This is a genomic window from Caulifigura coniformis (assembly GCF_007745175.1).
Classification (GTDB): domain Bacteria; phylum Planctomycetota; class Planctomycetia; order Planctomycetales; family Planctomycetaceae; genus Caulifigura; species Caulifigura coniformis.
Genome location: NZ_CP036271.1, coordinates 4,351,809 through 4,378,487 on the forward strand (window position 1 = coordinate 4,351,809; position 26,679 = coordinate 4,378,487).

General features: G+C 62.2%; 23 protein-coding genes. 14 read left to right on the forward strand and 9 right to left on the reverse strand.

Annotated features, from left to right (window positions below; translation table 11 throughout):
- Positions 1–28: 28 nt before the first annotated feature.
- Both ribH and Pan44_RS17580 read right to left on the reverse strand, forming a co-directional pair.
- Positions 29–526 (reverse strand): 6,7-dimethyl-8-ribityllumazine synthase, encoded by a 498-nt coding sequence (gene ribH / locus Pan44_RS17575; protein ID WP_145031466.1) that lies wholly within the window; start codon positions 524–526, stop codon positions 29–31.
- A gap of 128 nt (positions 527–654) precedes the next feature.
- Entirely contained in the window at positions 655–1,446 is a 792-nt protein-coding gene (locus tag Pan44_RS17580) for an MBL fold metallo-hydrolase (protein ID WP_145031469.1), read from the reverse strand.
- A gap of 339 nt (positions 1,447–1,785) precedes the next feature.
- On the opposite strand from Pan44_RS17580, the gene Pan44_RS17585 reads away from it, so the two are divergent.
- Positions 1,786–3,099 (forward strand): UDP-glucose dehydrogenase family protein, encoded by a 1,314-nt coding sequence (locus Pan44_RS17585; RefSeq protein WP_145031472.1) that lies wholly within the window; start codon positions 1,786–1,788, stop codon positions 3,097–3,099.
- A 171-nt stretch (positions 3,100–3,270) separates the two neighbouring features.
- Here the strand turns inward: Pan44_RS17585 and Pan44_RS17590 are convergent, their stop codons facing one another.
- From Pan44_RS17590 to Pan44_RS17610, 5 genes are all read right to left on the reverse strand, one after another.
- On the reverse strand, positions 3,271–4,704 hold the full coding sequence (locus Pan44_RS17590; RefSeq protein WP_145031474.1) for a hypothetical protein: 1,434 nt from the start codon (positions 4,702–4,704) through the stop codon (positions 3,271–3,273).
- Positions 4,705–4,917: 213 nt separating this feature from the next.
- Entirely contained in the window at positions 4,918–5,277 is a 360-nt protein-coding gene (locus Pan44_RS17595) for a hypothetical protein (RefSeq protein WP_145031476.1), read from the reverse strand.
- A 114-nt stretch (positions 5,278–5,391) separates the two neighbouring features.
- The gene (locus Pan44_RS17600; protein WP_145031478.1) at positions 5,392–5,913 is read right to left on the reverse strand and encodes a hypothetical protein; all 522 of its coding nucleotides are present in this window, start codon (positions 5,911–5,913) and stop codon (positions 5,392–5,394) included.
- 1 nt (position 5,914) lies between these two features.
- Positions 5,915–6,934 (reverse strand): N(4)-(beta-N-acetylglucosaminyl)-L-asparaginase, encoded by a 1,020-nt coding sequence (locus Pan44_RS17605; protein ID WP_197453415.1) that lies wholly within the window; start codon positions 6,932–6,934, stop codon positions 5,915–5,917.
- A gap of 87 nt (positions 6,935–7,021) precedes the next feature.
- Positions 7,022–8,014, reverse strand: a complete 993-nt coding sequence (locus Pan44_RS17610; protein WP_145031482.1) for a malate dehydrogenase — start codon at positions 8,012–8,014, stop codon at positions 7,022–7,024.
- A gap of 150 nt (positions 8,015–8,164) precedes the next feature.
- Between Pan44_RS17610 and pyrF the strand changes: the two genes are divergently transcribed.
- From pyrF to Pan44_RS17630, 4 genes are all read left to right on the forward strand, one after another.
- Positions 8,165–9,091, forward strand: a complete 927-nt coding sequence (gene pyrF, locus Pan44_RS17615) for an orotidine-5'-phosphate decarboxylase (RefSeq protein ID WP_145031483.1) — start codon at positions 8,165–8,167, stop codon at positions 9,089–9,091.
- 185 nt (positions 9,092–9,276) lie between these two features.
- On the forward strand, positions 9,277–10,023 hold the full coding sequence (locus Pan44_RS17620) for an ABC transporter ATP-binding protein (RefSeq protein WP_197453416.1): 747 nt from the start codon (positions 9,277–9,279) through the stop codon (positions 10,021–10,023).
- Positions 10,024–10,114: 91 nt separating this feature from the next.
- A complete protein-coding gene (locus Pan44_RS17625) occupies positions 10,115–12,856 on the forward strand; it encodes a Gldg family protein (protein WP_145031485.1) in 2,742 nt (913 codons plus the stop codon).
- Between the two features lie 109 nt (positions 12,857–12,965).
- Positions 12,966–15,143 carry a DUF4340 domain-containing protein gene (locus Pan44_RS17630; RefSeq protein WP_145031486.1) on the forward strand — a complete coding sequence of 726 codons (2,178 nt, stop codon included), beginning with the start codon at positions 12,966–12,968 and terminating at the stop codon, positions 15,141–15,143.
- Positions 15,144–15,211: 68 nt separating this feature from the next.
- Here the strand turns inward: Pan44_RS17630 and ybeY are convergent, their stop codons facing one another.
- Entirely contained in the window at positions 15,212–15,724 is a 513-nt protein-coding gene (gene ybeY / locus Pan44_RS17635; RefSeq protein WP_145031487.1) for an rRNA maturation RNase YbeY, read from the reverse strand.
- A gap of 113 nt (positions 15,725–15,837) precedes the next feature.
- Here ybeY and Pan44_RS17640 point away from each other — a divergent pair, with 113 nt between their 5' ends.
- From Pan44_RS17640 to Pan44_RS17670, 8 genes are all read left to right on the forward strand, one after another.
- The gene (locus tag Pan44_RS17640; protein WP_145031488.1) at positions 15,838–16,620 is read left to right on the forward strand and encodes a class I SAM-dependent methyltransferase; all 783 of its coding nucleotides are present in this window, start codon (positions 15,838–15,840) and stop codon (positions 16,618–16,620) included.
- A gap of 95 nt (positions 16,621–16,715) precedes the next feature.
- The gene (locus Pan44_RS17645; RefSeq protein ID WP_145031489.1) at positions 16,716–18,917 is read left to right on the forward strand and encodes a hypothetical protein; all 2,202 of its coding nucleotides are present in this window, start codon (positions 16,716–16,718) and stop codon (positions 18,915–18,917) included.
- A 354-nt stretch (positions 18,918–19,271) separates the two neighbouring features.
- Positions 19,272–20,162, forward strand: coding sequence for a hypothetical protein (locus Pan44_RS17650; RefSeq protein ID WP_145031490.1), 891 nt, complete (start codon positions 19,272–19,274; stop codon positions 20,160–20,162).
- A gap of 196 nt (positions 20,163–20,358) precedes the next feature.
- The gene (locus tag Pan44_RS27465) at positions 20,359–20,505 is read left to right on the forward strand and encodes a hypothetical protein (RefSeq protein ID WP_197453417.1); all 147 of its coding nucleotides are present in this window, start codon (positions 20,359–20,361) and stop codon (positions 20,503–20,505) included.
- Positions 20,506–21,221: 716 nt separating this feature from the next.
- Complete coding sequence (locus tag Pan44_RS17655; RefSeq protein WP_145031491.1) at positions 21,222–21,737, forward strand: hypothetical protein; 516 nt, start codon at positions 21,222–21,224, stop codon at positions 21,735–21,737.
- Between the two features lie 311 nt (positions 21,738–22,048).
- The gene (locus Pan44_RS17660) at positions 22,049–22,354 is read left to right on the forward strand and encodes a helix-turn-helix domain-containing protein (RefSeq protein WP_145031493.1); all 306 of its coding nucleotides are present in this window, start codon (positions 22,049–22,051) and stop codon (positions 22,352–22,354) included.
- Entirely contained in the window at positions 22,354–22,689 is a 336-nt protein-coding gene (locus Pan44_RS17665) for a hypothetical protein (protein ID WP_145031495.1), read from the forward strand. Before Pan44_RS17660 ends, Pan44_RS17665 begins: the two co-directional genes overlap by 1 nt.
- Positions 22,690–22,732: 43 nt before the next feature.
- Positions 22,733–23,503 carry a helix-turn-helix domain-containing protein gene (locus Pan44_RS17670; protein ID WP_145031498.1) on the forward strand — a complete coding sequence of 257 codons (771 nt, stop codon included), beginning with the start codon at positions 22,733–22,735 and terminating at the stop codon, positions 23,501–23,503.
- 173 nt (positions 23,504–23,676) lie between these two features.
- Here the strand turns inward: Pan44_RS17670 and Pan44_RS27470 are convergent, their stop codons facing one another.
- Positions 23,677–23,835, reverse strand: a complete 159-nt coding sequence (locus Pan44_RS27470) for a hypothetical protein (protein WP_197453418.1) — start codon at positions 23,833–23,835, stop codon at positions 23,677–23,679.
- A 673-nt stretch (positions 23,836–24,508) separates the two neighbouring features.
- Here Pan44_RS27470 and Pan44_RS17675 point away from each other — a divergent pair.
- Positions 24,509–26,320 carry an ATP-dependent nuclease gene (locus Pan44_RS17675; RefSeq protein WP_145031500.1) on the forward strand — a complete coding sequence of 604 codons (1,812 nt, stop codon included), beginning with the start codon at positions 24,509–24,511 and terminating at the stop codon, positions 26,318–26,320.
- Positions 26,321–26,679: the final 359 nt, after the last annotated feature.

Genomic DNA, 26,679 nt, shown 5'->3' on the forward strand with positions numbered 1-26,679 from the left:
CACTCTTGGAGGTCGCGAGACTGACGAATCAGGAGGATTTCGTCCTCGGCGACGCCGGCTGCGCACATTGCCGAAGCAGGTTGACCGTCTCGATCGCTGCCAACGCGGCCTCGACCCCCTTGTTCCCGGCCTTCCCCCCTGCCCGATCCAATGCCTGCTCCATGCTATGGCAGGTGAGGACTCCAAACAAGACGGGGCGGCCATACTTGAGGCCAATCTGCATCAAGGCGCTGGCCATGGGCGCGTTGATGTACTCGTGATGCGACGTCTCCCCCTGAATGACGGCCCCGAGGGTAATGACGGCGGCATACTTTCCCGAGGAGGCGAGGCGATCGGCGACGACGGGGATTTCGAACGAGCCAGGGACCCAGGCGGTCGTGATCTGGTCGTCCTTTGCACCGTGCCGCTTGAGAGTGGCGACCGCCCCTTCCAGCAGGCGGGTTGTGACCAGATCGTTGAAGCGCGAGACGACGACGGCGAAATGATCGTCGGGCGAAATCAGGAGGTTGGCTTCGAGGGCGGGCATTGAGCGAACAGTCAGGAGCGAGGATTCAGGATTCAGTGGCGCGAAGCGGCGAAGTGATTTGTCGACTGGCGGGCGATTTCATCATGAAACCGCGGCGTGGATGTCCAGACCGGTTCGCCCACACGATTTCAGGCCTTCGACGCGTCGAAGCCCTTCTCCAGTTCGGAGTCCCACTCGTCCAGGAGCGGCCAGTCGACGGCGCAGGTTCCGAAATCGGGCAGGTGGAGATACGACTCGAGGCGGTCGATTGTTTTCTGGATGTGCTTCGGATCGCGGCGGAAGATCGGGCCGTGGCTGGGGAGGAGCCAGGTGACATCGCTGTCGCGGATCCGCTCCAGCGACTGGAGGAACGCAGGGAGGTCGGAGCCATGATGCGCATCGATATTGCCGACGCCGCCATCGCGATAGATGTTGTCGCCCGAGAGCAGGAGGTCGCCCATGCGGAACGACAGCTGCGCCGGCGCGTGTCCGGGGGTGTGCCAGACTTCGAGCTTGCGTTTGCCGATCTTGAGGACGTCGCCTTCGTCAATGAACTCGTCGAACTTGACGGCAGGAAGGTCGATCGAAATTCCCTGCGCGGTGATTTCGGCGTAGGTTTCGATGCGTTCTCCGGCTTCGAGGAGCCTCCCGGCCTGGGCGTGCCCGACGATCTTCGCCTGGGGCATGATTTCTTTGGCCCGCTTGAGGCCCTGGACGTGATCGACGTCGGCATGGGTGGCGACGAGGTATTTGCAGTCGGCGAGGCGGAAATCCATCTGCCGGATGAGTCCGACGATGTCCTCCAGGGTGTCCTGGTAGCCGATGTCGATCAGTGCCCACTCGGGGCCGTCAAAGACCAGATAAACACAGCACCCCAGCCGCCGCCGGGCCTGGTAGTTCATCTCGATAACGCCTGGGAAAACTTCACGGCGGGGAAGCATCAGTCACGCTTTCTCTGGAACCTGGTCGTCGACAAAACTTCGCCAAACACCCTGCTGTCGACAGCTGGTGACATTTGGCAACACCGCATTGTACCCGGCTCAACCGATTCGTGTCGCCTGAGCGTCGCTGAAAGCAGCACCGTTTTCGGACGAGGGAATTGCAGGGACGATCGTCGCGGCGAGGCGCATGCATGTTCTAGAATGCCTGCATCAGCACTTGCCCCCGCACCGATTCTTCGTCGTCGAGCCAGTGACCCCAGTTTGGCAGACGTCGCTCGGGACCAGACGTCCGAATCGGCCCAGAATGCTTCGCGAACAGATCGACTTGGAGAAAACGCCGTGCGAATCGTCATGATCGGTACAGGTTACGTGGGTCTCGTGACCGGAACCTGCTTCGCCGACAGCGGAAATGACGTGACGTGCGTGGACATCGACCAGCGGAAGGTCGACATGCTGAATCGCGGCGAGGTGCCGATTTACGAGCCGGGCCTGGCCGAAATGGTGCAGCGGAACTCGAAGGCGGGGCGGCTGACCTTCACGACGGACCTTGCGGAGCCGGTCTCTGCGGCGAAGTGCGTGTTCATCGCGGTCGGCACTCCGATGAGCGACACCGGGGCCGCGGACCTGACTTATGTGATGAAGGCGGCCGAGGCGATGGCGCCGCATCTCAAGCCGGACGCGGTGGTCGTCGTGAAGAGCACGGTGCCGGTGGGTACGAACCGGAAAGTGCTGAACCTGCTGCGCGAAAAGACGGGGCGCGAGGTGCACGTCTGCTCGAATCCGGAGTTTCTCAAGGAAGGCTGCGCGATCGACGACTTCACCAAGCCGGATCGCGTCGTGGTGGGCGTCACGAGCCCGGAAGTGGGCGAGGTGATGCGCGAACTGTACCAGCCGTTCCTGCGGACGGACCATCCGTTCCTGGTGATGGGGCTGGAGAGCGCTGAAATGACGAAGTACGTGGCCAACTGCATGCTGGCGACGAAAATCAGCTTCATCAACGAGATGGCGAACGTGTGCGAGCTCGTCGGGGCGGACATCAACGATGTGCGTCGCGGGATCGGGCACGACCAGCGGATCGGCTTTTCGTTCCTCTTCCCGGGCGTCGGGTACGGCGGATCGTGCTTCCCGAAAGACGTCAGGGCGATGGAGCACGTCGCGGCCGAGAAGGGGTTCACGACGGAGCTGCTCAAATCGGTCGATGCAGTCAATGACCGTCAGAAGAACGTGCTGTTCAACAAGTTGAAGAAGCACTTCGGTGACCTGCAGGGGAAGAAGATCGCCGTCTGGGGGCTGGCATTCAAGCCGCGGACGGACGACATCCGTGAAGCGCCGTCGCTGGTGCTGATCCGATCGCTGCTGGAAGTGGGGGCGAAGGTGTTCGCGCACGATCCGGTGGCGATGGAGAACGTGAAGAAGGAGTTCGGCAATCGGGTCACGTTCTGTTCACACCATTACGAGGCGCTGGATGGCGCCGACGCGCTGGCGATCGTCACGGAATGGAACGAATACCGGACCCCGGACTTCGGGTACATCAAGCACAAGCTGAAGCAGCCGGTCATTTTCGATGGCAGGAACCTGTACGATCCGGCGAAGATGGCGCGGGAAGGGTTCACGTATAACGGGATCGGGCTCACGGCGAAGCCGACGGTTTAGAATCGGGTTTGACGGCCCACGAATCAGAATCGCGAAGCTGAGCTGAGGAACGGCGGGGCAACGCCAGTCCAGTTCCGCTCATGACGTCAGGTCAGTGATTGATGGTTCGGCGGTGTCCGACCGGGGCTTCCTTCCCGCGGTTCGGTTCAGTCACCGTCCAGCCTGTCTCGATCATTTTGACGGCGAAGTGAGTTGCATGTGGAGCGTCTCCTTCACTGCGGCGTTGGCCGCGCGGCTTGCGCCAACAAGCTCTTCGCGGGGCGAACCGTCGTCCCTGATCAACCCCAGCTTGACGGCGTCTCGAAAGGTCGTGAACCGGTCGATGTACTGGCAACGCATGTAGCCGATGACCTCCGGTCGTGCGAATGCGTCGCGGACAAACTGTTCAGTCGCGGCGGCCGCTTCGGCGGCGTCTGCACGCTGATGGTAGGGCCAGATTGACCGCGGGTATCGCTCAGTCGGAAATCCAATCTGGTGATCGCAGATCATGAGTGGCTTGCCGGATTGCGTCCGCAATTCGGCCAGTTCCTGTCGAGGCAGGACATCACCCGGTGTGTAGATGGGGATGTATCCATCACCCGGCTGGACAGCGATGGCATCGACGAACGGGAGCGCCGCCGACAGAACCTGCGGAGGAATATCTCCGAGCAGGTACTTCTCGCCGAAGATGAGATGATGAGGGTCGTTCTGTCGCATCGCCCGACCCACCAGGCCGTAATAGGTTTCGGCGATCACGCCCAGGAACGCCTCGTCATCACGGGCGACGTCGTAGCGACCGAGGTCGATTCCACGGAAGTCGGTCGCAGCGAGGTCGTCAACTGACTTCACTCCGTTGCCGAGGTCATAGGCGCGACTGACACGGGCAAGATCGTTGTCGTAGCGCTGTCGCAGGAATTCCGCATACCGGCGTTTTCCGGGAGCGGAGGCAGGGAGACGACGGACCTCCGAGACCCAGTCCGTTTTGCGAAACTGGCGAGTTTTCTGGATGTCCCAGGTGGGAGTATCCGTCCAGTAGTACGCGATCAGGTTGGGATTGTCGCGGTGCTCCCGACAGTAGAGTTCGACGTCCCGTTCGAGACGCATCGCGACCTGCGGGTCGAAGACATCGGGAAACTCCCAAGCCCGCGGGCTGCCCGGCGGCTGATAGTACTTCGAGGTCCGGACGAGGTCGCGGCTGGCGAAATAGGGGAGTCGAGATCGCAACAATGGAACGCCGTCGTCCACTGTGTTGAAGCCCCAGTCGTCGAATTGGCGGGTTAATTCTGTCACGAACGGCGCCCAGTCGCCGCGGTACTTTGTCTGGAACAGATCGGGCTCGCCTGGTCCGTGACCTTTGATCGCGTTCAGGTGATTGACGCCCAGGGCGACGAAGCCATTCCCCCCGGGAGTGACCAGAAACGTCCGACCGGCCCTGCTCTCCAGATGGAACCAGCCCGTCTTCCTGCCCTTCACGTCCGTCCATCCACCCCACTCATCGAGCTGCGGAGAACGATCCGGCCCCTGCGCGACTGTCGGCGGAACAGGCGACATGATCGACAGCACTGCCCACACAACGAGACTTCGGCCAACGACGCGGAATGACATGATGGCTTTGTCCTTGTGCATGAATGCGCCCCTCAATCGCGATTGAACAGCCGGCCGGGCGCCTGTGCTCAGCCCACAGGCAGAATGACAGCGTGGGTGGGGACGCCGCAAAGTGAGGCCCCAGCCGAACGTTGCCGAGCGTTCAACTGCTGAACACTCTACCGCCTGGGGCAATGCTCGATGAGCCCGAATCCGAATGGAGCGTCGTTCGTCGCGAATTGTCCCCGGCCGGGTTCATCCCGGCCACCCGGCCGCAGCCGTCTGGCGGTCTGCGACGGGCGGTCGGCCGCGCAGGACGCCTGAGGAGGCCAGGATTCCAGTGACAAACATCACAAGTCCCAGCACCGCGGGCGCGAGGTGGAGGGCGTCGTTGTAGCCGACGACCGGGTGGATGAAGACAGCGGTGGCGAAGCCGAGGGTCCCGGCGATGGCGACGGCGTCCCACAGGCTTCTCTGCCAGCGGCCGCACCAGAGGCAGAAGAACATTGTCACGCCGCAGCAACAGACGCCGCCGCCGAAACCGGCGCGGTCGTGCGCGATCAGCGGGACGAGGCGCGGGTTGATCGCGTTGAGCTCGACGACGGTGATGTTCATGTAGGTCAGGTCCTGCGGGACAAAAACCGTCGTGATGCCGACGATGGAGATGATCAGGCCTCCCAGGGCAATGCTGGCGGCGGTTGCCAGCAGCAGCAGACGCCCCCGCCCTTCCTAGGTCGATCGGTTGACCTGCGTTTCCGCTACCAGGAGTGACGATGGTCCGGAGGAAGGTTGCGTCGGCCGCGTCTTCCACATCCCCAGGAGGAAGACCGGGAGGAGCGCGCCGGTTGCGCAGCCGTGCCAGGTGTCGAGGTAGCCGTAGCCGAGATACGACAGGAAGCTGCCGAAGCCGATCAGGCCACTGAGGACGAGCGTCCACCAGGCCCAGGGTTCTCGCGCCTGGAGTGGAAAGAGAGCCAGCCAGAGGTAGAGAACGCCGACCGCGGCAATCGCTCCGCCGAAGGAGACGCGGTCGTGGATCATGAAGTGCACGATCCGACATTCGTTGATGTTGCACAGGGCGTCGGCAGTCATGCCGAGATAGGCAATATCGTGAGGCAGGAAGTGCTTTGTCGCGGAGAGAAAGAACGCGAAGAGGCCTGAGAGGACGAGTGCGAGGCCGGTGAAAGCGATCAGCGGTCGGCCATCGCCGATGAGAGCAGAGAGGAAACGCTGTTCGTTGTGACCAGCCAAGTCAGGCTCGCTGGAAAAGGAACTCGCAAGGATCGAGCCGGGCGCCCTTCTCGTCGGCGACCGTATAAACGGACGGCCCCCAGATCGAGACGCCAGCCCGTAAACCGTCCTTCCGCAGCAGGTATAACTTCAGGCCGAAGTTTGGGCGGCCATCGGGGCGGAGCAGGTTCGGCTGCGTCGTGTGCTTCACGATGCGGCGGAGCATTTCGAGGCCGGCTTCGGCCGGAGTCCGCCCTTGGCGCATGAGTTCCACCGCGACCGCGGACGTGGAATGGTGCAGGTTGCATTCTCCCCTGCCGGTCGAGCCGCAGGAGCCGACTTCGTTGTCGACGTAGAGACCCGCGCCGACGATCGGGGAATCTCCGACGCGGCCGGCGATCTTGAAGGCCAGTCCGCTGGTCGAGGTGCAGCAGGAGATGTCGCCGGCGGCGTTCATCGCCGAGCAATGCACGGTTCCGGTTGGACGTTTGCGCGGGGCGGGCTCGATCTCGGCCTCGGAGCGTGCAAAATCGCCTGGGGCCGGGGGATTGTGATCGTCCCGCTGGCTGAAGAAGTCCCGAACGTGCGGGTGTTCCTCGCCGAGCGGAGGTGCGATCCAGTCATCGATCGATGAGCGGGTCCGCAGCCAGTAGAGCCAGATCCGGCGGGCGCGGTCGGTCAGGAGGTTTTCCTCTGGAAAACCGTTCGCCCTCGCAAACTGAAGTGCTCCGTCGCCGGCGAGCAGGACGTGATTCGTCTGCTGCATGACGAGGCGCGCGAGCCGCGAGACATGCCGCACGCTTCGGACGGAGGCGACTGCCCCGGCTCGATGCGTCGGGCCGTGCATGACGGCCGCGTCGAGCTCGACGATCCCGTCTTCGTTGGGGAGGCCGCCGTAGCCGACGGTCAGTTCGTCCGGGGCATCCTCGACGGTGCTGATGCCGCTGATCACGCCATCCAGGGGATCCGCGCCACCCTGCACCGCCTTGACGGCGATGTCGCAGGCGTGGAGGGCATTGGCGGAGCCGATGCTGACGATCACACGAGAGTCCTTCGGCGCGGTTTGGCGGGATGCTGAGAACGACACAGGGGGCTGACGCCCCCCGCTCGTCTGAGACCGCAGTTTCGATCAGCCGGGAAGCAGATCCTTAATGGTGTCCCGCTCGCTCTTGAGTTCATCGAGCGTGACCTTGATCTTCGACTGGGCGAACTCGTTGTGTTCGAGGCCCGGAATGATCTTCACGGTCTTGCCGTCGCTGGTGAGCGGGTACCCGAAGATCAGCCCCTTGTCGACGCCGTACTCACCGTTGGAGTAGACGGCCGCGCTGAAGCAGTCGCCGCTGGCGGTCGGACGAATGATTCCCTTGACGGTGTCGAGGACGGCGTTGGCCGCGGACGCGGCGCTCGAAGCTCCACGGGCCTTGATGACCGCGGCGCCGCGCTTCTGGACAGTGTCGACGAAGGTGTTCTGCAGCCAGGCATCGTCCTTGATGACTTCCGGCGCCGGCTTGCCGTCGATCGTGGCGTGGTAGAAATCCGGGAACTGAGTGGCCGAGTGATTGCCCCAGATGCCGACGTGCTTCACGCTGGTCACCGGCTTGCCGGCCTTCTGGGCGAGCTGCGAGACGGCGCGGTTCTCATCGAGCATCGTCATTGCGAACCAGCGGTCGCGGGGAACGCTCGGAGCGTTGTGCATCGCGATGAGGCAGTTCGTGTTGCACGGATTGCCGACGACGACGATGCGGACGTCCTTGGCGGCCGTCTTTTCGATGGCCTTGCCGGTATTCGTGAAGATTGGTCCGTTGATGCGGATCAAGTCTCCGCGCTCCATGCCTTCCTTGCGGGGGATGCTTCCCACGCAGAGCACCAAGTTGCAGTCTCCGAAGCCCTCTTCGAGGTTGTCGCTGCCGACCTTCTTGACTCCGGCGAGCGTGTCGAAGGCGCAGTCGTGCAGCTCCATTTCGACGCCGTCGAGCGACTTCAGGACGGGCGGGACCTCCACCAGGTTGAGGATGACCGGCTGATCCGGGCCGAAAACCTCGCCGCTGGCGAGCCGGAACGTCAGGGCATAACCGATATTGCCGGCGGCGCCGGTGATTGCCACTCGAATGGGAGCCTTCATCGCATCTCGTCCAGACTGTCAGACACCGATCAGTGAGTATCGGCGTTTTTTAATGGTTGAAATCGAGCCCGGCAAACAACCTTCCCGGTGTTGGGATGTTGTGTCCCGGGAATCCTTTCGCGAATCGGCCAGGTTTCAGAGAATCGGGCCATGAACGACTATTCGACACGTCTGCACACTGCAATGCAGGCGAAACGGACTGCGGCGCTCGTCGGGCTTGATCCGCGCGAGTCCTCTCTGCCTGCGGAATTTGCCCGGATCCTCCAGGATCATCCGGGCGACCGATTCGAACGGCGGGCACGGGCCTACGAGGAGTTTTCGCGGCGGATCATCGACGTCGTCGCCCCATTCGTGGCCGCGGTGAAGCCGCAAATCGCGTTTTTCGAGGACTGCGGCCCGGCCGGCATGCTGGCCGTCAGGAACGTCATGCAGCATGCGCGTGACGCGGGGCTGATCGTGATTGCGGACGCGAAGCGGGGAGACATCGGCACGACGGCGGAGGCCTACGCGTCTGCGTGGCTGGCGGGCTCGGATCCTTCGGCCGCCCCCTACCCGGCCGATTCGCTGACGGTCAGCCCTTATCTCGGTTCAGACACGCTGACGCCCTTTGTGGACGCGGCGATCCAGCGCGGGGCGGGCCTTTACGTTCTCGTCCGGACAAGCAATCCCGGTTCGGGATCGTTTCAGGGACTGGTCGCGAACGACAGGGCCGTCTGTGATCACGTGGCCGCGGAAGTCGAGCGGCTGAACCAGTCGACGCGGGGAAACGGATCGTACGGGAGCGTCGGCGCAGTCGTCGGCGCGACTCATCCGCTGGAGTTGCGCAGGCTGCGGCAGGTGATGCCGACGACTCCGCTGCTGGTTCCGGGCTACGGGGCGCAGGGGGGGACGGCGGCGGATATCCGTCCGGCGTTCGATGGGCAGGGGCTGGGCGTTCTCGTTAACAGTTCGCGCAACGTGATCTTCGCACACCTGCGTCCGCCGTATTCAGAGGTTGCGGAGTCCAGGGGCTGGGAGGCGGCTGTGGAAGCAGCGGCCCGCGATTTCGCCAGCGAGTTTCCTGTTCCGGCGGCCTGACCTTGAACGGGAAACGCGATTGAATATTTTTCCATCGCCGACTGGCGTGGGGAACGTTCTCTGCTCTGCCTCGCCAGAAGGCATCAGACCTGCCAGTATGGCGGAAAATGCGGCGTTTCCCGCGGCATGACCGCGGCGAAACGCATCGTGAATCTCCTGCACCCTGGAAGAACCAAGCGATCAGCATGAGCGAGAGTCTGACCAGCGGCCCAATGATCGAGGCGATCGGCCTCAGCAAGTTCTATGGGAACTTCGCCGCCTCCCGGAACGTCTCCTTCTCGGTCCCGCGCGGACAGGTGGCTGCGTTCCTCGGGCCCAACGGGGCGGGCAAGTCGACGACGATGAAACTGCTGACGGGATTCCTCGCGCCGAGCGAAGGGGTCGCCAAGATCGGCGGATTCGATGTCGCCAAGCAGCGGATCGAAGCGGCCCGTCTGATCGGCTATCTGCCGGAAAACGGCCCGCTGTACAACGAAATGACGCCGCAGTCGCTGCTGCAGTATTCGGGCGAAGCCCGGGGGCTGTCGTCGGCCAAGCTCCGCGAACGAATGGAGTTTGTGGCGGACAAGTGTTCTCTCAAAGAGGTGTGGGGGAAGTCGATCGGCAAACTGTCGCGCGGGTTCCGGCAGCGCGTGGGCATGGCGCAGGCGCTGCTGCATGATCCCGAAGTGCTGATTCTCGACGAGCCGACCAGCGGCCTCGATCCCAACCAGACGTTCCAGGTGCGGGACCTGATCCTGAGCCTCAGCAAAACGAAAACGATCCTGCTGTCGACGCACATCCTCACGGAAGTGAAGGCGGTCTGCGGCCGGGTGATCCTGATCAATCAAGGACGCGTCATCCTCGATGGCCCGGTTTCCGAGATGGAAGGCGCGACCCACGACATGGAAGCGACCTTCCGCCAGTTGACGGGTGGCTCTTCGGCCGCCTGAGGCCTGCGGGCGCCGCCGGCCCCCGACCGCTTCCCGCTCCCTCCTCGACACACTCCCAGACATTCCTGTCTGACGAATTTGGATTCCCACCATGTTTCGCTCGAATGTGATCCTGGCCGTCTGGAAAAGAAACGTTGCAAGTTACTTTTCCGGGGCCCTCGGATACCTGTTCATCGCTGTGTTCGTCGTCGCCGCGAGCATGCTGGCCTTCAATGAGCGGTTCTTCATCGAGAACCAGGCCAACCTCGACCAGCTGAGCCAACAGTTCCCGTGGCTGCTGCTGTTCATCGTTCCGGCCGTCACCATGACGCTGTGGGCCGATGAGCGGAAACAGGGAACGGACGAACTCCTGTTCACCCTCCCCGCCCACGACTGGGAGATCCTCGCTGGCAAGTATCTGGCAGGTCTGACGATCTACACGGTGGCGCTGGCGTTCTCGAGCACGATCATCCTGGTGCTGGCCTACTGCGGCAGCCCGGACCTTTCGCAGCTGCTGGCGACGTATCTGGGTTACTGGGTGGCGGGGGCGGCGCTCCTGGCAGCCGGCATGTTCGCGTCCGTCCTGACGTCGAGCGCCACGGTGGCGTTCATCCTGGGCGTCCTGTTCACGGCCGCGCCGATCGCCCTGGAGTGGGTCGGCCTCGACCGCATGTTCAACAACCAGGGGATTCGCGAATCGGTGAGCGTGCCTGGGAACCTGCGGGACTTCACAATCGGCGTCGTGCCGTTCGGCAGCCTGGTTTACTTCTTCGCCCTGGCCGCGTTCTTCCTTTACCTGAACTCGGTGATGATTGCCCGGAGGCACTGGGCGGGCGGCAAGAACGCCCGCAGCCTGGGCTGGCAGTTCGTGGTCCGCTCGCTGAGCCTGGCGGTCATCCTGCTGAGCGGAACGTACGTGCTGGCGCTGTTCTCGGGGCGGCTCGATTTCACCAGTGAGAAGCTGTACACGCTTGCTCCGGCCACGCGGAACGCGATCTCGAAGATCGAAAAGGACAAGCCTGTGCTGATGCAGGCGTATGTCTCGCCGGACGTGCCCGAAGAACTGATCACGGTTCGCAAGAATCTGCTGGCGTTGCTCAAGGAGTTCCAGCAGCTGGGACGCGGGAAGATCGACGTCCGGATTGTCGACACCGCCCCGTTCAGCAAGCAATCGGAAGAAGCGACCACCGCAGGCATCGAACGCCGCCGGACGCAGTCCGAGCGTTCCGGCCGCGTGACGGAAATGGACGTCTACCTCGGCGTGGCCGTCTCGAGCGGATACGACCGCGTGGTGATTCCGTACTTTGAAAAAGGAACCCCGGTTGAGTTCGAACTCACGCGGGCACTGGGAACCGTGGCCCGGGAAAAGCGACCGACCGTCGGAATCCTGACCACGGACGCCCGGGTGTTTGGCGGCCTGGATCAGAGAGTGTTCCAGCAGCGGCCCGAATGGCGGCTGGTGACGGACCTCAAGAAGCAGTACGTGGTGAAGGAGATCAATCCGGCCGAAGAGATCAAAGAGGGGGACTGCGACGTGCTCGTCGCGGTCATGCCGTCGTCGCTGCTGCAGCCGGAGATGGACAACCTCGTGAAGGCCGTCAAACGGGGCCAGCCGACGCTGGTTTTCGACGACCCGATCCCATACTTCGTCGACCAGTCGCTGGAACTCGTGCCGAGCAATCCGCGGAAGCCGTCGAGCGGCGGCGGGATGTTCGGGATGGGACAGCAGCCGGGCGAGCCGAAGGCCGATGGCGGTGAAGCGCTGTCGCTGATGGACGCCCTGGGCGTCGCCTGGGACGTGCGGGACATCACGTTCGACTTCTCGAATCCGCATCCGGAGTTCGGCGACCGGTTCTACCCGCCGATGATCTTCGTGACGGCTCCGCCGATCGAACTCGCGACGACGCCCGAACTGCGGACCTACTTCGAGACGTCGGGCCTGAGCCAGTCATCCCCGATCACGAAGGGGCTTCAGGAAATGATCGTCTGGTTCGGTGGTGAGATCCGGCAGAAGACCGAGGCTGAAGCGAAGTTCGACTTCACGCCGCTGATCAGCAGCATGCGGGGCGTGTCGGGATCGATGGACTTCGACAAACTGGTGGTGAGCGGCGGCGGTTTCCCCTTTGGAGGGGGCCAGAAGCAGCTGAATCCCCAGGCGTCGCGGCTGGAGAAGCCGGATCGCCGGCAGCACGTCATGGCCGCGGCGATCAAGTCGAAGGACTTCAAGAAGGGGGACGGCGTGAACGCGATCTTCATCGCGGACGTCGACTTCGTGCACGACATCATGTTCTCGGTGTCGGAACAGCAGCTGATGAACCTGAAGATCGACAACGTTCCGTTCGTGATGAACTGCGTCGACACGCTGGCCGGCAATTCGGACTACGTCTCCCTGCGGAACCGGCGGCCTGCCCAGCGCACGCTGACCCGCATCGACGACGAGCAGCGGTATTTCGTCCAGCGGACGCAGGAGAAGATCGTCGAGGCCAACAAGACGGCCGAGGAACAGATCGACAAGGCGCGGAAGCGGCTGGTGGAAGTGGTCGCGAAGATCCAGGACGACAAGTCGATGCCGGACGCCGTGAAGGCGCAGCGGCTGGAGGAAGCGCAGCGGGCGGAACAGCGTCGGCTGGAACTCGAAGAGAAGAAGATCCGCCGCGAGGCCGAAGATGAAGTCATCAAGGCGAAGCGCGAAGCGGAAGAGCGGAAGAACGCCATTGAAACCCGCGTGAAGCTGCTCGCCTGGGCCCTGCCGCCGATTCCGGCGATCATTCTCGGCGTGATCATGTTCGGTCGTCGCCGGTTGCAGGAGCGCCGGAGCGTTGTCGGCGAACGGCTCGTCAAGAAAGAGGACTGAGTCCTTTCAGGAAGCGGACTGTCTCACCAGGTCACTGAATCCAGACGGCAGGCGGATTTTCGAGGGTCAAGATCCTCAATCGCCCGAAGCTGACGAGGAGTGGAAAGCAATGAATTCGGCCAATCGCACGCTGGCGTTTGTCCTGGCGGCCGCATGTTCTGTGGCAGTCGCCGCGGGCGCCCATCGGATGTATCAGCCCGTGGTCGGCGCCAAGAAAACGGATGTCGGCACGGAGTTCTATCCGGACTTCAAAGACCCGCTGTCGGCCACGTACCTCGGAGTCGCCGCCTACAACGCGGCTGACAGCAAGGTCGACAAGTTCATCATTGAGAAACGGGATGGACAGTGGCGGATTCCGTCGCACCACAACTATCCCGCCGATGCGAAGGACCGCCTCGCCACCACGGCCGCTTCGCTGATTGGAGTGACGCGCGGCCAGCTGGTCGTCGAGACGGCCGACAGCCATGCCCGACTGAACCTGCTCGATCCACTGGACGACAAGCTCGGCGGGACGGAGGGCCGCGGCAGCCGGATCACGCTGAAGGCAGGCGATTCGGTGCTGACGGACCTGATCATCGGCAAGAAAGATGAAGCAGCCGGCGCCGATCGCTATTACGTGCGCCGCGCCGACGAAGATCGCGTGTACATCGCCGAGATCAAGCCTGATCTGTCGACGAAGTTCACGGACTGGATCCAGCCGAACGTCCTCGACGCGACGGCGGCCACGTTCCGCCAGATCATCCTCGACCGCTACAGCGTCGATGAATCCAAGGGGGCGATCGTCCAGGGCGACCGCAGCGTTCTGTCGCGGGATTCTTCCACCGACGAATGGAAGCTCGAAGAGCTGCCGAAAGGTGACAAACTGAAGACGAGCGTGGTCAACCAGATCACGACGGCCCTCGCCGACATGAAGATTGTCGGCGTGCGTCCGAAGACGCCGGGAATCGCGGCGATGATCAAGGGAGATCCGAAGGCCCGTCGCACTGCGATCGACATGCTCGACATGCAGGAGAAGGGCTACTTCGACGACGGCAAGGGAGGGATCGTCTCCAACGAGGGCGATTTTCTGGCAGGAACGTCGGAGGGGATCATCTATGTCCTGCGATTCGGAAAGGTGGTCTTCGGCGACGACGTCGACATCGAGTTCGGCAGCAAGAAGAGCCTGAGCGAAGAAGAAGCCAAGAAAGCGCTTGAGGCCGCGAAGGCGAAATCGGGCGAAGAGAAGAAGGAAGAAAAGCCGGCCGACGAGAAGAAGGCCGACGGCGAATCGAAGGAGCCGAAGAAGGAGAACCGGTTCCTGTTCGTGACGGTTCAGCTGAACGAAAAGATCCTCGGCGAGCCGCCGGTCGAACCGGTGAAGCCGACTCCGCCTCCGGGATACAAGCCGAAGGAGAAGCCGGCAGACGCTCCGTCACAGCCGAGCATTCCGGGGTTCAACGATCCCAAAACGCAAACAGAGGCTCCCAAGGCGGCGCCGCCCGCTGACAAACCGGCTGAGGAAAAGAAGGAGACGACTTCCACTTCAACGGCCGGGGCGGCTGTGAGTCTTGCAGGGCCGGGCGCTGATCCGCAGGACGAACAGAAGCCGGCTCCCGCCGCAGAAGAGGTGAAGCCCGAAACTCCTGCCGCCGAAACGAAGCCTGCTGAGGAAAAGCCTGCTGAGCAGACGCCGGCCGGGGAGCCCAAGGCTGCTGAAGAAGCGAAGCAGGCGGAGGCCAAGCCGGCAGACCCGGCTGCGCCCGCAGCAACCGACGAAAAGAAGACGGAAGCGCCCAAGGATCCGTTTGCCGAATACGAAGCCGCCCTTGCCAAATACGAGCAGGAGATGGACGAGTACAAGGTGAAGAAGGGCGAGTTCGACGAGAAACTGAAGAAGGCTCGCGACCGCGAGAAGGCCCTCAACGAGCGGTTTGCCGCCTGGTACTACGTCATCCCGGCCGAAGTGTTCGACACGATCAACGTCAAGCCGTCCGAACTGGTCGAGCCGGAAACGACGCCTGCTGGCGGAGACAACGCTCCGGCGATTCCTCCCGGCCTCGGCGGCCGCCCCGGTGCGGCACCCAGGCCGATGACCGAACCGGCTGCCGAGACTGCCCCGCCGGCGACGCCTGCGGTCGACGCACCGAAGGCGGATGCGCCGAAGGAAGGCGCCCCGAAAGCTGAGACGCCGAAGGAAGAGGCTCCCAAAGAGGACGCTCCGAAGGCCGATCCCCCCAATGCCGAGCCTGCGGCGCCAGAGGCGGCGCCTCCCGCTGCGACAGACACGTCCGCCCCGAAGCCCGAATAATCCGGGATGCCAGAGTGCAGAACGAATCGAACTCGGCCACGATGACGACACATCGCGGCCGAGTTTCTTTATGCGCCCGGTTGGCCAATGCGGGCGATGACTTCTCGTTCGCGGCGGCGCATCACGCGGCGCTCTCCTGGAGTGAGATCGTCGTAACCGCACAGATGCAGCAGGCCATGCACGACGTACAGCTCGAGTTCGGATTGGGCCGTCCAGCCGTGTTTCGGCGCTTCGCGGCGGGCCGTTTCGTCGCTGACGACCAGTTCACCTTCAAGGGCCTGTCCTGCTCCCCGACGTTTCGACGTCCCCTTGCCCGCTACTGAATTCGGGTCGTGATTGCCTGAATACAGGAAGCTGATCACGTCCGTCGGAAAGTCGTGGTCGAGGTGCTCGCGATTGACGCGGTGGATTTCCTCGTCGCCCACGATGGCGAGACTGATTTCAGCGCTGGCGACCTGCTCATCCTCGAGAACGGCGCGGATCACCGACTTCAGTCGCGCGGCGGCCAGCGGGACGCAGCGGCTCGAGCGGTGAATCGCAATTTCAAACGGCGGGCGGCGGCGGGCGTTGGGTGTAGACATGACGGCGTGGTGATATCCTCCGAACCGATTGGAAGCCACCGTCGGAGTCGATGCCTCTGGGCACCTCCCTCCCCTGCCCATTCAAAATTCGTACGTCGCGATCGGCCCGCTCCATGCCCGAAGTCATTTACGGCAATCTTTACGACTATCCTCGATACTACGACCTCCTGTTCGGGGCGGACTGGAAAGCGGAAATCAAGTTCCTCATCGGCTGCTTCGAGCGATTCTGCAAGCGGCCTGTGAAGACGGTTTTCGAGCCGGCATGCGGCACGGGCCGGTTGCTCGACAAGCTCGCGAAGCGCGGGTACCAGGTCTCCGGCAACGACCTCAATCCGCGGGCGGTGGAGTACTGCAACCGACGTCTGAAGCGGCTCGGCTTCCCGGAGACGGTCGAAGTCGGGGACATGTCGGACTTCCGGCTCAAGCGCCCGGTTCATGCCGCGTTCAACCTGATCAACACGGTGAGGCATCTGCCGACCGAGAAGGCGATGGAAGCACACCTGAGGTGCACGGGCGAATCGCTGGTCAAAGGCGGGATCTATCTTCTGGGACTGCATCTGACGCCCACGGAGGGACCGCGGATGGATGGTGAAAGCTGGACCGCTCGCCGCGGCCAGGTCACCATCAAATCGAGGATGTGGACCAAGGAACTCGATCTGAAGGGACGCAACGAGAAGCTCGGAATCCGGTTTGACGTGAAGACTCCGACAAAGTCGTTTTGCATCGAAGACGAGATGAATTACCGCACCTACACCGCCCGGCAGATGGCGCGGCTGCTGCACAAGGTGGGCCTGTTCGAAGTCGCCGGGACGTTCGACTTCCTGTACGACCTGAACGACCCGCTGGAGGTCGATGAGACGACGGAAGACGTCGTGTACGTGCTGCGGAGAAAATGACGCGCCGGGCGATTGAAGGCGTGAACCGGTCCGGATGCCCTCGGCAGGGATCGTTCGGCGATCGTGGCCGACAAGGCCGAGAGAGGCGTTCCTGAATGCAAGTTCTGTCGCTTTGCTGGCTGGCACTTTGGCTGGTGGTCATTCCGCTGGGAACGACCATCATTCACGCCGACGAGCCGGCCTCCTCCGGCCCGAGGAAGCCAGTGACGCTGCGCGTCGTCGCCCGTCCGGACAACGATCTTGTCCGGGGCCTTGTTCTCGGCGGAACACCGCACCAGCGTTTCGATTCGGCCGAAGCGGCGATCTCCGATGCACCACCCGCATCGGCGGTGCTTGTCCTGGCCGACGGCTATCCCGAGCGACAGACTTCCGTTACCGGCGAGGCGGTGCTGCAGGTCCGGCAGAAAAAACTGATGCTCTATTGGGAGTATCCGGACGCAGTCCCGGGGATCGAGTTCGGTCCTGCGCGCGGGGTGCAGTGGGAGCGCGGGATCGTGGCTGCGGATGATCCCGCGATCGGGCTCCCGGGATCGCGCATTGTTTCATTGCAGGACTGCCGGTTCCTGCCGGTCGCGCCCCGGCCGTCACTGCTGGTCCTGGGACGCGTCGCCGGATTCAACACGGCCGTTTACGGGATTCCCGACAACGCAGCGCCGCTCCTGTTCCGAGCGGATGACCAGACTCTGATCGCGACAACAAAGTTGAGCGGCTTCGTCACGGCCCGATTGGCTCCCACGGCCGACTGGGTCACGATCTGGCGGGCCATGCTCGCCTCTCTCGATCCAGCCGGCAGTCCCCATTCCCTCAAGGTGACACCAACGGTCTCTCCTTCGTACTCCGCCGAGGACAGGCTTCCCAATACCGCTGAACGTGATGCGTTGAGACGCTGCGCGAACTGGTTCCGGAACTCGGGGCTGCTCATCTCGGCGGAACGGCGTCCGAGGATCGAAGCCCTGTTACGGGCCGGCCAGGAACTGACAGACGCGGAATCTGGCAGCGCCGGAGACGGCTCCCACGGCATTCTCGAAGGGTATGCTTCGCAGATCCGTCCCGATGGCAGCCAGCCGCAGCGGACGCCGATCCGTGCCGATTGCCAGGCGGAATCGGCCGCCGTTCTGGCGCTGCATGGGGCCCTCTTCGACGACGACCGAAGTCGACAGGTCGCCCGGAACCTTCTGAACTTTCTCTACGTCGACTCGGAACTTCATCGAGGCGACCGAGGCAACCCGCGCCATCCGTCGTTTGGTCTCATTGCGTGGGGCGCCGTGGCGCCCGCCTGGCAGGTCGCCAACTACGGCGACGACAACGCCCGTGTTCTGCTGGCGACCATCGTCGCGGCCGCAGCGCTGGAATCTGATGCGTGGGATGAGGCCGTTCTGAAGGCACTCTACGCGAACCTGCGAACGACAGGCCGGCTGGGATTCCGAGGAGACCGGATCGATATGCCGCAGCTCCAGGAACGCGGGTGGCGCGCCTATCGTGATTCCGCGACCGTCAACGTTTCTCCGTCATTTGAAGCCTACCTGTGGGCGTGTTACCTGTGGGCTTACCGGCAGACCCGAGACCAGGAATTTCTCGACACGGCTCGAGCCGGCATTTGCCGAACGATGCAGGACTATCCGGCCGGCTGGCGCTGGGGCGATCATCTCGACCGATCCCGCATGCTGCTGCCGCTGGCGTGGCTTGTCCGACTGGAGGACACGGCTGAACACCGCGGCTGGCTGAAACGCGTCAGCGACGACCTGCTCCGTCATCAACAGCCCTCGGGAGCGATCCCCGAACAACTGAGCGGCAACGCGGGGGGCCATTTTGTGGTCCCGAAATCCAACGAAGCCTATGGAACGACGGAAACGCCCCTGCTCCAGCAGAACGGCGATCCAGTGACCGACCAGCTCTATACGACGAACTTCGTGCTGATCGGCCTCCATGAAGCCGTCGCCGCCACGAACGATCCTGCGTTGAAAGCGGCTGAAAACCGCCTGGCCGAATACGTCGTCCGGATCCAGGTTCGGGCACCCGGTCATCCGGCCGTCGATGGAACGTGGTTCCGCGCATTCGACTACGCCCGCTGGGACTACTGGTCGAGCTCGGGCGACCTGGGCTGGGGGGCGTGGTGCGCGGAAGCAGGCTGGGGGCCGGCCTGGAATGGCATCGTCCTGGGCCTGAGGCTCAGGGAGCGCTCTCTGTGGGACATGACCACATCCTCCCGCATCGCGGAACGACTCGATCACGTCCGAAGCCTGATGTCGCAGAACGACGGCCGCCCGTTCGTCACCGCCCCGGCGCCATCGCGATAGCTTGCGTCCCGCCAGGTCGAGTGGCCACGGGCCGGCAGCCGGGGGAGTTTCAGGTGAAGGCGAGCCCCGGATGAATAAGTGCGAGAGACAGGAATCGAACCTGCACGGGTTGCCCCACTGGATCCTAAGTCTTCGAAACCGGGCCGATGAGCGTTCGGTGATCTTCCGAACATTGTGAATTGCCGTACCATCGTGCGGTGGTCGCGGAGGGCGAAACGCTCTACCAAGCCGCTTTAGGTAACTTTCTAGGTAACTCCAGGTTCGCGGGAGTAACTACCCGCAGTGCTGGCCGACTCTAGCGAATCAATTCCCCTGCGAGCGTCGGTCGGCTGCCTGGTGAGTTGGGAAATAGGAATGGGTTACGAGACGACACAGCGCACGGCGGCTTCCGCACTGTTCACCTGCTTCGAAGTGACCACAGGGCGAGTCTCCAGATGCATCGCCTATGCCATGCTCCGAGACAGCATTTGTCAGCTTCGCGAGCAGGTGACCAGTGAACCCGACCCGGCGGAGAGACAACGGCTACAAACTCATCTACGGGTCGGCGAGCTCATTCTCTCAAGGCATAGAGATGAACGGCCATTCGGGACGGTGCCGCCCTTTTGGGATTTCAAAAGTGCATCCGAGTTTCTTGACGGCTTTCTCGCGGCAGTGGACGACGGTCTTGGGATGCATCTCCAGGAAGGAAAGCCGCTGTGTGATCCTGAATTCGGCTTGACCTACCGAGACACCGACGCCGACTTCGAGAAATATGCTTGGTGGGAAACGCAGCTTTGCGATCGCGTGCTGTCGGAAGAGGCGACGATCGTGCGATCATTCCGCTCTTTGCCTGACACCTGGCCTGTTTGCGACCACCGTACCTGGGTGTACGCGACCGCTCACGGCGCCGCGGCGCGTCTTCTCAACGAAGTGCTCTATCACGGGATTGTACCGATCATGGAGAACCTTGAAGAGATCCGCAAACTTCGCGGACGCGTGCTGCAGGAGCGGCTATTGGTCAGCATCAACTGCAAGCCACAACGCGCTCAGGAGTCGGAAGCGAGCGCTGATGTAAAAGAGCCAAAGCAGCTTCAGTACGAGTTCTGGGCGTCTCACCGAGCATGGTCGGCGGCAGAGGCAAAGAGGGCGTACGAAAAGACCTACGATACAGCGATTCCTTCAGTACGGGCGTTCACGAAAGCGTGCGAGCGGTGGGCCAAACAGGAGGGGCTTCCATTGCTCGGGCGGCGACGTAAGACGACATAACGCGACGGGCTGGGAAATGTTGCGACACGCGTCTCGCGCCTACTTCAATTCGCAACCGCATTAGCTCTGATAGCTCCCGAACAGGCCACCGTCGACCTGGTGGCCATTCTTAGTTCAATGGGAGCTTCCGAAGATGGCAGTAGCTCAAGCATTGCCGGTCATTCAAGCGGGTGTTTCTTACCCGCTGCCAGTGTTCATGAAACTTGTGAACATGGGCCGCCACGCGATCCGGGTCGCGCGAAGGAACGGTCTCGATGTCCGATATGTTGGGAACCAAGGCTTCGTGACGGGAGACGCCTGGCTCAAGTATCTCGAAGAGCACGGCGAGCAATCGTTTCGCTGACGTGCTGGGGTGAGTGCGCCCCAATTCGCGGCACGCTTGAAACGGCGAAGGCCGGCTGACACCGGCCCCCACCCACTTCGAAACTTGGAGCATTCTCACGGATGGAGCCTCAATCGGCAAGAAGGCCGCTGACCACTCACTTGTCTGAGCAGTCCGCCGGTTCGTCGAAGGCGGGAATCCACCGTCGCCGACAGCTTGAGTGGGACTTCACAGCTCGCGGCCACCAGCTGCGAATGCTCGATGGGGCCGTGTTTGGGCGTTCCTATCCAGCACCGGGTGGGAAGAATGTCAGCGGAGCTGCACTGAAGTCAGTTCTGCGCGTCATTGACAGCCATGCCCGCCAGAAAAGCAGTTGCTTCGCTTCGATCGAGATCATTGCCAAAGAAGCGTGCTACTCAAAAAGCGTCGTCAAGAGAGCGATCGCCGTTCTACGTGACGAGTTCGGGATCCTCATGGAGGAAGAAATTCGCGACGCGTGTGGCCACCGCTTTCGATTTCACCGCACGATCTGCTGGTCCAACCTCGCACCATTTGCCGAGTCCCAAGCGGTTGACGAGAGGTCCGCTCCTTCTCAACCCGAACGCCGCCCAGAAACCACCAGTCAAAGCCCCAGGGACCACAACGGACAAGCCCAGAGACCACGAGAGAGGGCCCCAGGGACCACGAGGGGAAACCTGACTACTAATGGAAGCGCAAATGAACCGCCACCTCCAATCGTGACGGTCGCGACCGTCGACCGGGCGGCGGCGGAGCTTTCAGAACTTGGAGTCGAATGGCCAGGGGCAGCCCTTCAGGCTGCTCGTGCGGCCAAGCCGGAGGAGCATGTGCTCGCGATCCTCTCGTATTTCCGAGAACACGCGCCACGAAACGGATGGGGGCCAGGCGCTCTAGTTCAACGACTTAGGAATTCGCGACATCACATCGCGATCGAGCGAGGCTGGCCGCAAGCAGCACCGAAGGCAATCCAGTCGAAACAACGTTCTGACGAGCTGCAGAAGAGGCAGGCCCAGGACGACGAACAAAAGCGAAAGGCCGAGGCTGACGCATCCGCCGCGGCAAGACGTGAGATTGAGCTCGGCCCCCATCTCGACAGCATGGCGCTCATCCAACAGCACGACCTCGCGCAACGTGTCTCCCGAGAACTCCACACTCACTTCCAACGTCGCGGGATGACGCCTTACGTGCGACAGCAATTGCTTCGGAAACTTGAACTGGAGGCAGTCAACAAATGAGCGATCCTTCCGATATGGATCGAACCCGGGTCGAGGGCCCGACTGCCCCAGGACCATGCTGCAGTTGCCTGTCCAAGTTGGAGCCAGAATTGCGAGAGGTTGATGCACGGTTACCGGCACTTTCGAGCCGATGGACCGCCGTTTCACATTGCGGCGCGCCGCCGCGGTCAACTGGCCGGCAAGACCACCTTCGTTGGCGTGCTGCAGACTGTCCCGGGCGACTGAATCACTTCGCCTCGGATTCTTTTATGACAGCCCGTGTCAGGGGCCGCGAGTACGGCGGCAATCGATCGACTTCAGCGGAGCTCACGATGGGAAAGACGACAACTCGCAAACGTGTGGTCAAACGGGACATGCCGACTCCGAGGCTGGTGGCCAAGGTTCGCGAATTGACCGGCCTTTCCGTCGCTCAAGTTGGCCAGCTCGTGGGCGTCGACCGCCAGACGGTCTGGAAATGGCAGCACGGTGCACCGGCTCGCGCTCGGCACCTGGTCGATCTGCGTTTGATCATCAGCAAGCCGGCCGAAGCGAGGGAACTGGCTGTCCGCGCCGAGCGTGGTCTCTTGCATCTCGGTTCCGTCGCGAAGCTGATGAAGGCCTTGCAAGGGACGCGGTGATGTTCGAAACCCCGACGTTTCAGCCAGACCCGATCGAGCCGGAATCCGCTCGGAACGCGCGAGAAATTGCGCGAGTCTTCCGCATCTCGTCGCATCGTGCGGCGGAACTGCTCGAAGTGGATCATGGCCACTGGAAGGCGATTCTGGCCGGGACGCGGCCTGCACGGCCGGGACTGGCCTCGCTGATGCAGTCCATCGTCGACACCCCGCTGTTCAAGTTGCGGGCTCGCCTCGTTGACGAGCTCGAAAAGACCGACCGGCCCATCGAGCAGCTTTGCGCCGGGAAAACCGCTGCGCGGATTTACGGCGTATGGGAGCAACGCAGACCGAAGTAGTTTCCCCCTTCAATGGAAGTCTTTTTCTCGCAAGGAAGTGACCATGATCAAGAACACGAAGGCCGCGGCGGGCGTCGTCGCAACATCCCCATTCCTCACACTGGAACAAGCCGCGGCCGAGCTGCGGATTGAACAGATCAACGTGCTGCGGTTGATTGCCCGCGGACGGCTCCTGGGCATTCGGGCCGGCGACGACTGGAAGGTCCGGCCAGCCGACCTCGAAGAGTACGTCGCCCGGGGGGCGCAGGACCTCCAGGCACCGGGCTGGGGTCGCGATGAGGATCGCCCCGCGGACCCGGACGGGAGCTCGCAGGCGCATGCGGCCGGTCAGATTGTTCGAAAGGCAATGAAGACCCTCATCCCGGCATCGCTCGATTCGATCTCCAAGGACGGACGAGGCCGCTATCCGGCCTTCCTGATGCTCTCCGGCGCGACGATCCGGCCTCTCTTGAACCAGGTCTATTCTCCGCTCGTCCGTTTCAAAGACGCGGAGCCGTCTCGCTACAAGACGCTGAAAGAAGCTCTGGCCACAGCGGGTCTCCGGTCGAAGGCTGTCTCCCGCATAGTGAATCAGTCGGCTTCCGAGAGCGCCCTCAACCCTCAATCAATCCGCGAACGGCTGTTCGGCGACGGTCCGGAAGCCTTCGAGCGGAAGATGAAGGCGGCGTGGGACGTGCTCATGAGCGACGGCATTCCGGCCCGACACACCTACACTTCTCCGCAGCCAGGCGAGGACGCTGTGTCGATCGGCTTTCGAGTTCGGTACAGCGATCTCGGGCTCGACTACGTCACGGCCCGCGAACTGGCGTTTTGAAAAGCGGTAAACCTTGCGAGCGTGCGGCGGCGGGGCTTTTCAGAAACCGGGCTCCGTCGCCGCACGTCCTTTCAGACCGTGGCGACGCCGCCGAACGCGTCAGGATCCCGGTGCCACGTCATACGCCCGGGATTATCGCTTTCCGAGAACCCAATCATTTCAGCAGCGGCGAGTCACTCCCCGCCGTCGCAGGTCCATGCCCTCGGCGCGTGCGAGAAAAACCGCTTCTCACTCGACCCCAGCTCACCGTTCGTCGCGTCGCCCCCTTCCTCGCCGAACCGGTTGCAGTACTCCCCTGGCTCGAGCACGTCCACGAGAGAAGATTTCCGCATCGTCAGACAGTAGACTTCGCAGCCCGGCTCAATCGGGCCCAGCGCCGCCGCACTCGAACCCCGCGAACCGCGGCCCTCTAACTGAGGGCAGGAATCCCGTGCCAATCGCACAGAATCCGCCCCGCCGCGCCACAGGCATCCCGCTGTCGGGAAGGGCTGCCACGGCCGCATGCCGCAAACGGATCGAACGGCGCCGCCGCCAGCCCCGCCCGATGGGCTGCTGAGCGTCGCTGCGGAGTCACGGCCCCGCGTCACAGATTGTCGGAACTCGGTCACACCGCGCAGCCCGGAAACGTCCCGCCAGTTTGCGATTGCGGCGTCACACTCCGGCCGGCGGGTCACGACATCGGGGCACGCTTCCGCCGAGCGGCTTCCGCCCGCGGCGTCACACTTCCGCCGGGGTGGTCACGGCGGCCGCGTCACACCGCCTGCAGCGACGCTCTCTACCGCGTCGGGGCCCGTTCCGGGCGGAGCCGATGTTGCCGAGCTGCTGTGAGAACGCCGCGGTGCGAATTCTGCGCGAAACAAAGTGTCTCACTTTAGCCGACTGCCTCGGCGGCCCCACCGTGTGCGTGGAGAAAAGTAGTACCTACACCGTGTGGCGATGTTTGTTCTGGAGTTGCTCCGGGGATAACGTAGGGCTTCTTGGGCAATCTCAAAACTGGTGGGCAACATGGCTAAGAAAAAGGCGGCTGCAACTGAACAGCAGGAGGCACCGACTGAACTCGACAACGTCGGAACGAAGCTGCGGAAGCTAGTCATCAAGAATTTCGGGTGCATCGGCAGCACGCCTGTCGAGATCGACCTTGATGATGTGGTGGTGCTGGTCGGTCGGAACAACACTGGAAAGAGCACGATTCTCCGGGCATACCAGGTGATCATGACGTCATCCGCTCCCAAACTGGAATTAGATGACTTTCCAGAATCCAAAGTCGACGCCGCCGCGTTGCCCGAAATCGAGCTGCACACACGCATCATTGACAACCCACCTGCAAGCAAGTGGATCGCCAAGATCGACGGCGAAGATATTGTTCGCGAACGATGGACTTGGACGAAGGACAAGGTGGTGGGCAAGCGACAAGGTTTTGATGTCGCATCAGACCAATGGTCAGATCAGGTACCTTGGGGTGCCGCGAATGTGGCGAATTCGCGCCGGCCTAGGCCGCACAGAATCGACGCGTTCGGCAGTCCAGAAGAGCAAACCGAGGCTGTTGTGAAGTTGCTACTTGCAGCCCTTTTGAGCGCGATCGGCAACCTTCCCCACACCGAGGCCGGAGAAGACGGAGAACTGAAAGAGACGGAGTACGGCAAGCTGTTGAAGGATATTGCCAGCTTGCAGAGAGCGGTCGTCGAACAAGTGCAGGACCAGATCGATCACGCGCAGCAGCAGCTAACGGAAGTCATTCAGAATGTTTTTCGAGGATATCGGATTGAGTTTGACGCGAAGCCTGAGGAAGACATCACGAGCTGCCTCAATTTTTTCAAACCTGGGGCGCTACTGCGAATGGGACCGAAGGACGGCCACATGAGTTCGGCCGAACGTCAGGGAAGTGGCGCTAGACGGACGTTGATGTGGGCCGCCCTGAAATACGCGGCTGACAAGAAAGCCGACGAAGACGCGAAACCGAATTTGTTGTTGATGGACGAGCCAGAGCTTTGCCTGCATCCCAATGCAGTTCGCGAGGCGTGCAACGTACTCTACGACCTTCCTAAGACCGGCAAGTGGCAGGTCATGGTGACAACACACTCACCGGCATTTATCGATTTGTCTCGAGACAACACCACCGTTGTGCGGGTTGAACGTGATGCAGACGGTGTTGTGATCAGGGGAACGACAGTCTTCAGACCGGAGAAGGCGAAGCTGAGCGATGACGAGAAGGAGGAACTCAAGATGCTCAACCTCTGCGACCCTTCCCTTTGCGAGTTCTTTTTCGGGGGGAGGACTGTGATCGTCGAGGGCGATACCGAGTACACCGCCTTCCGCTTCTTGCTGGACAAGTTCCCTGATGACCCGCGGTTGAAGGACGTTCACGTCGTTCGTGCTCGTGGCAAGTACACCATTTGTTTGGTCGCCAAGATTCTTAATCAGTTCAACTCGCGCTATGCGGTGCTCCACGACTGCGATGCCCCGAAGGTGTTGCGGAAGAAAAAGGGGTCAAACGAAAAGGAAGAAATCGTCAATCCTGCCTGGACCAACAACAGCAGGATTCGCGACGCGGTGAGTGACTCAGTTCTCGCTAAGCGCGCTCGGCTGGTTGCGCTCATCCCCCACTTCGAAGGTGCGTTCTTCGGTGAGGAACTGTCTGGTGAAAAGCCGGTGAATGCATGGACGCGGTTGAAAAACGACAACGACATTGCCGAGCAGGTGAAGGGCCTGCTTTGCAGCCTGCTCGATTTCAACGAACAGGTTCCTACAACCTGTTCGGAATGGTCTGATGAGCAGGCACTTCTCGCCCGCTACGAGCAGTTTGCAAGCTCGACCTGAAAGGTCCTCGCGACAAAGGCTTGGCTGGGGGGAAATAGCTGTGCGATTTCACACGGCCCTCAGCTCAGCAAGGGCCCGGCGAAACGAGTCGGCGACGATTTCCGAGCCTGGATCCTGCAATCGGTCAACATCAAACTGGAGATTCACGCCCTTGGAGCCGTGAAAAGACGCTTACAAATAAAGCGAAGTCCCAAACCTTCAGAGCGACCGTTTCACCTTCATGAAGTTCATTCAGCATTGTCTCGACCAGCATCGTTTTGGCCCCGGCTCATGAAGGGCGCGCGGCAGACTATAGCCCCTCGCTTTTCAACCAGTGCCCAGAGAGGACTCAAACCTCCATGAGAGTGATCCAACTAGCT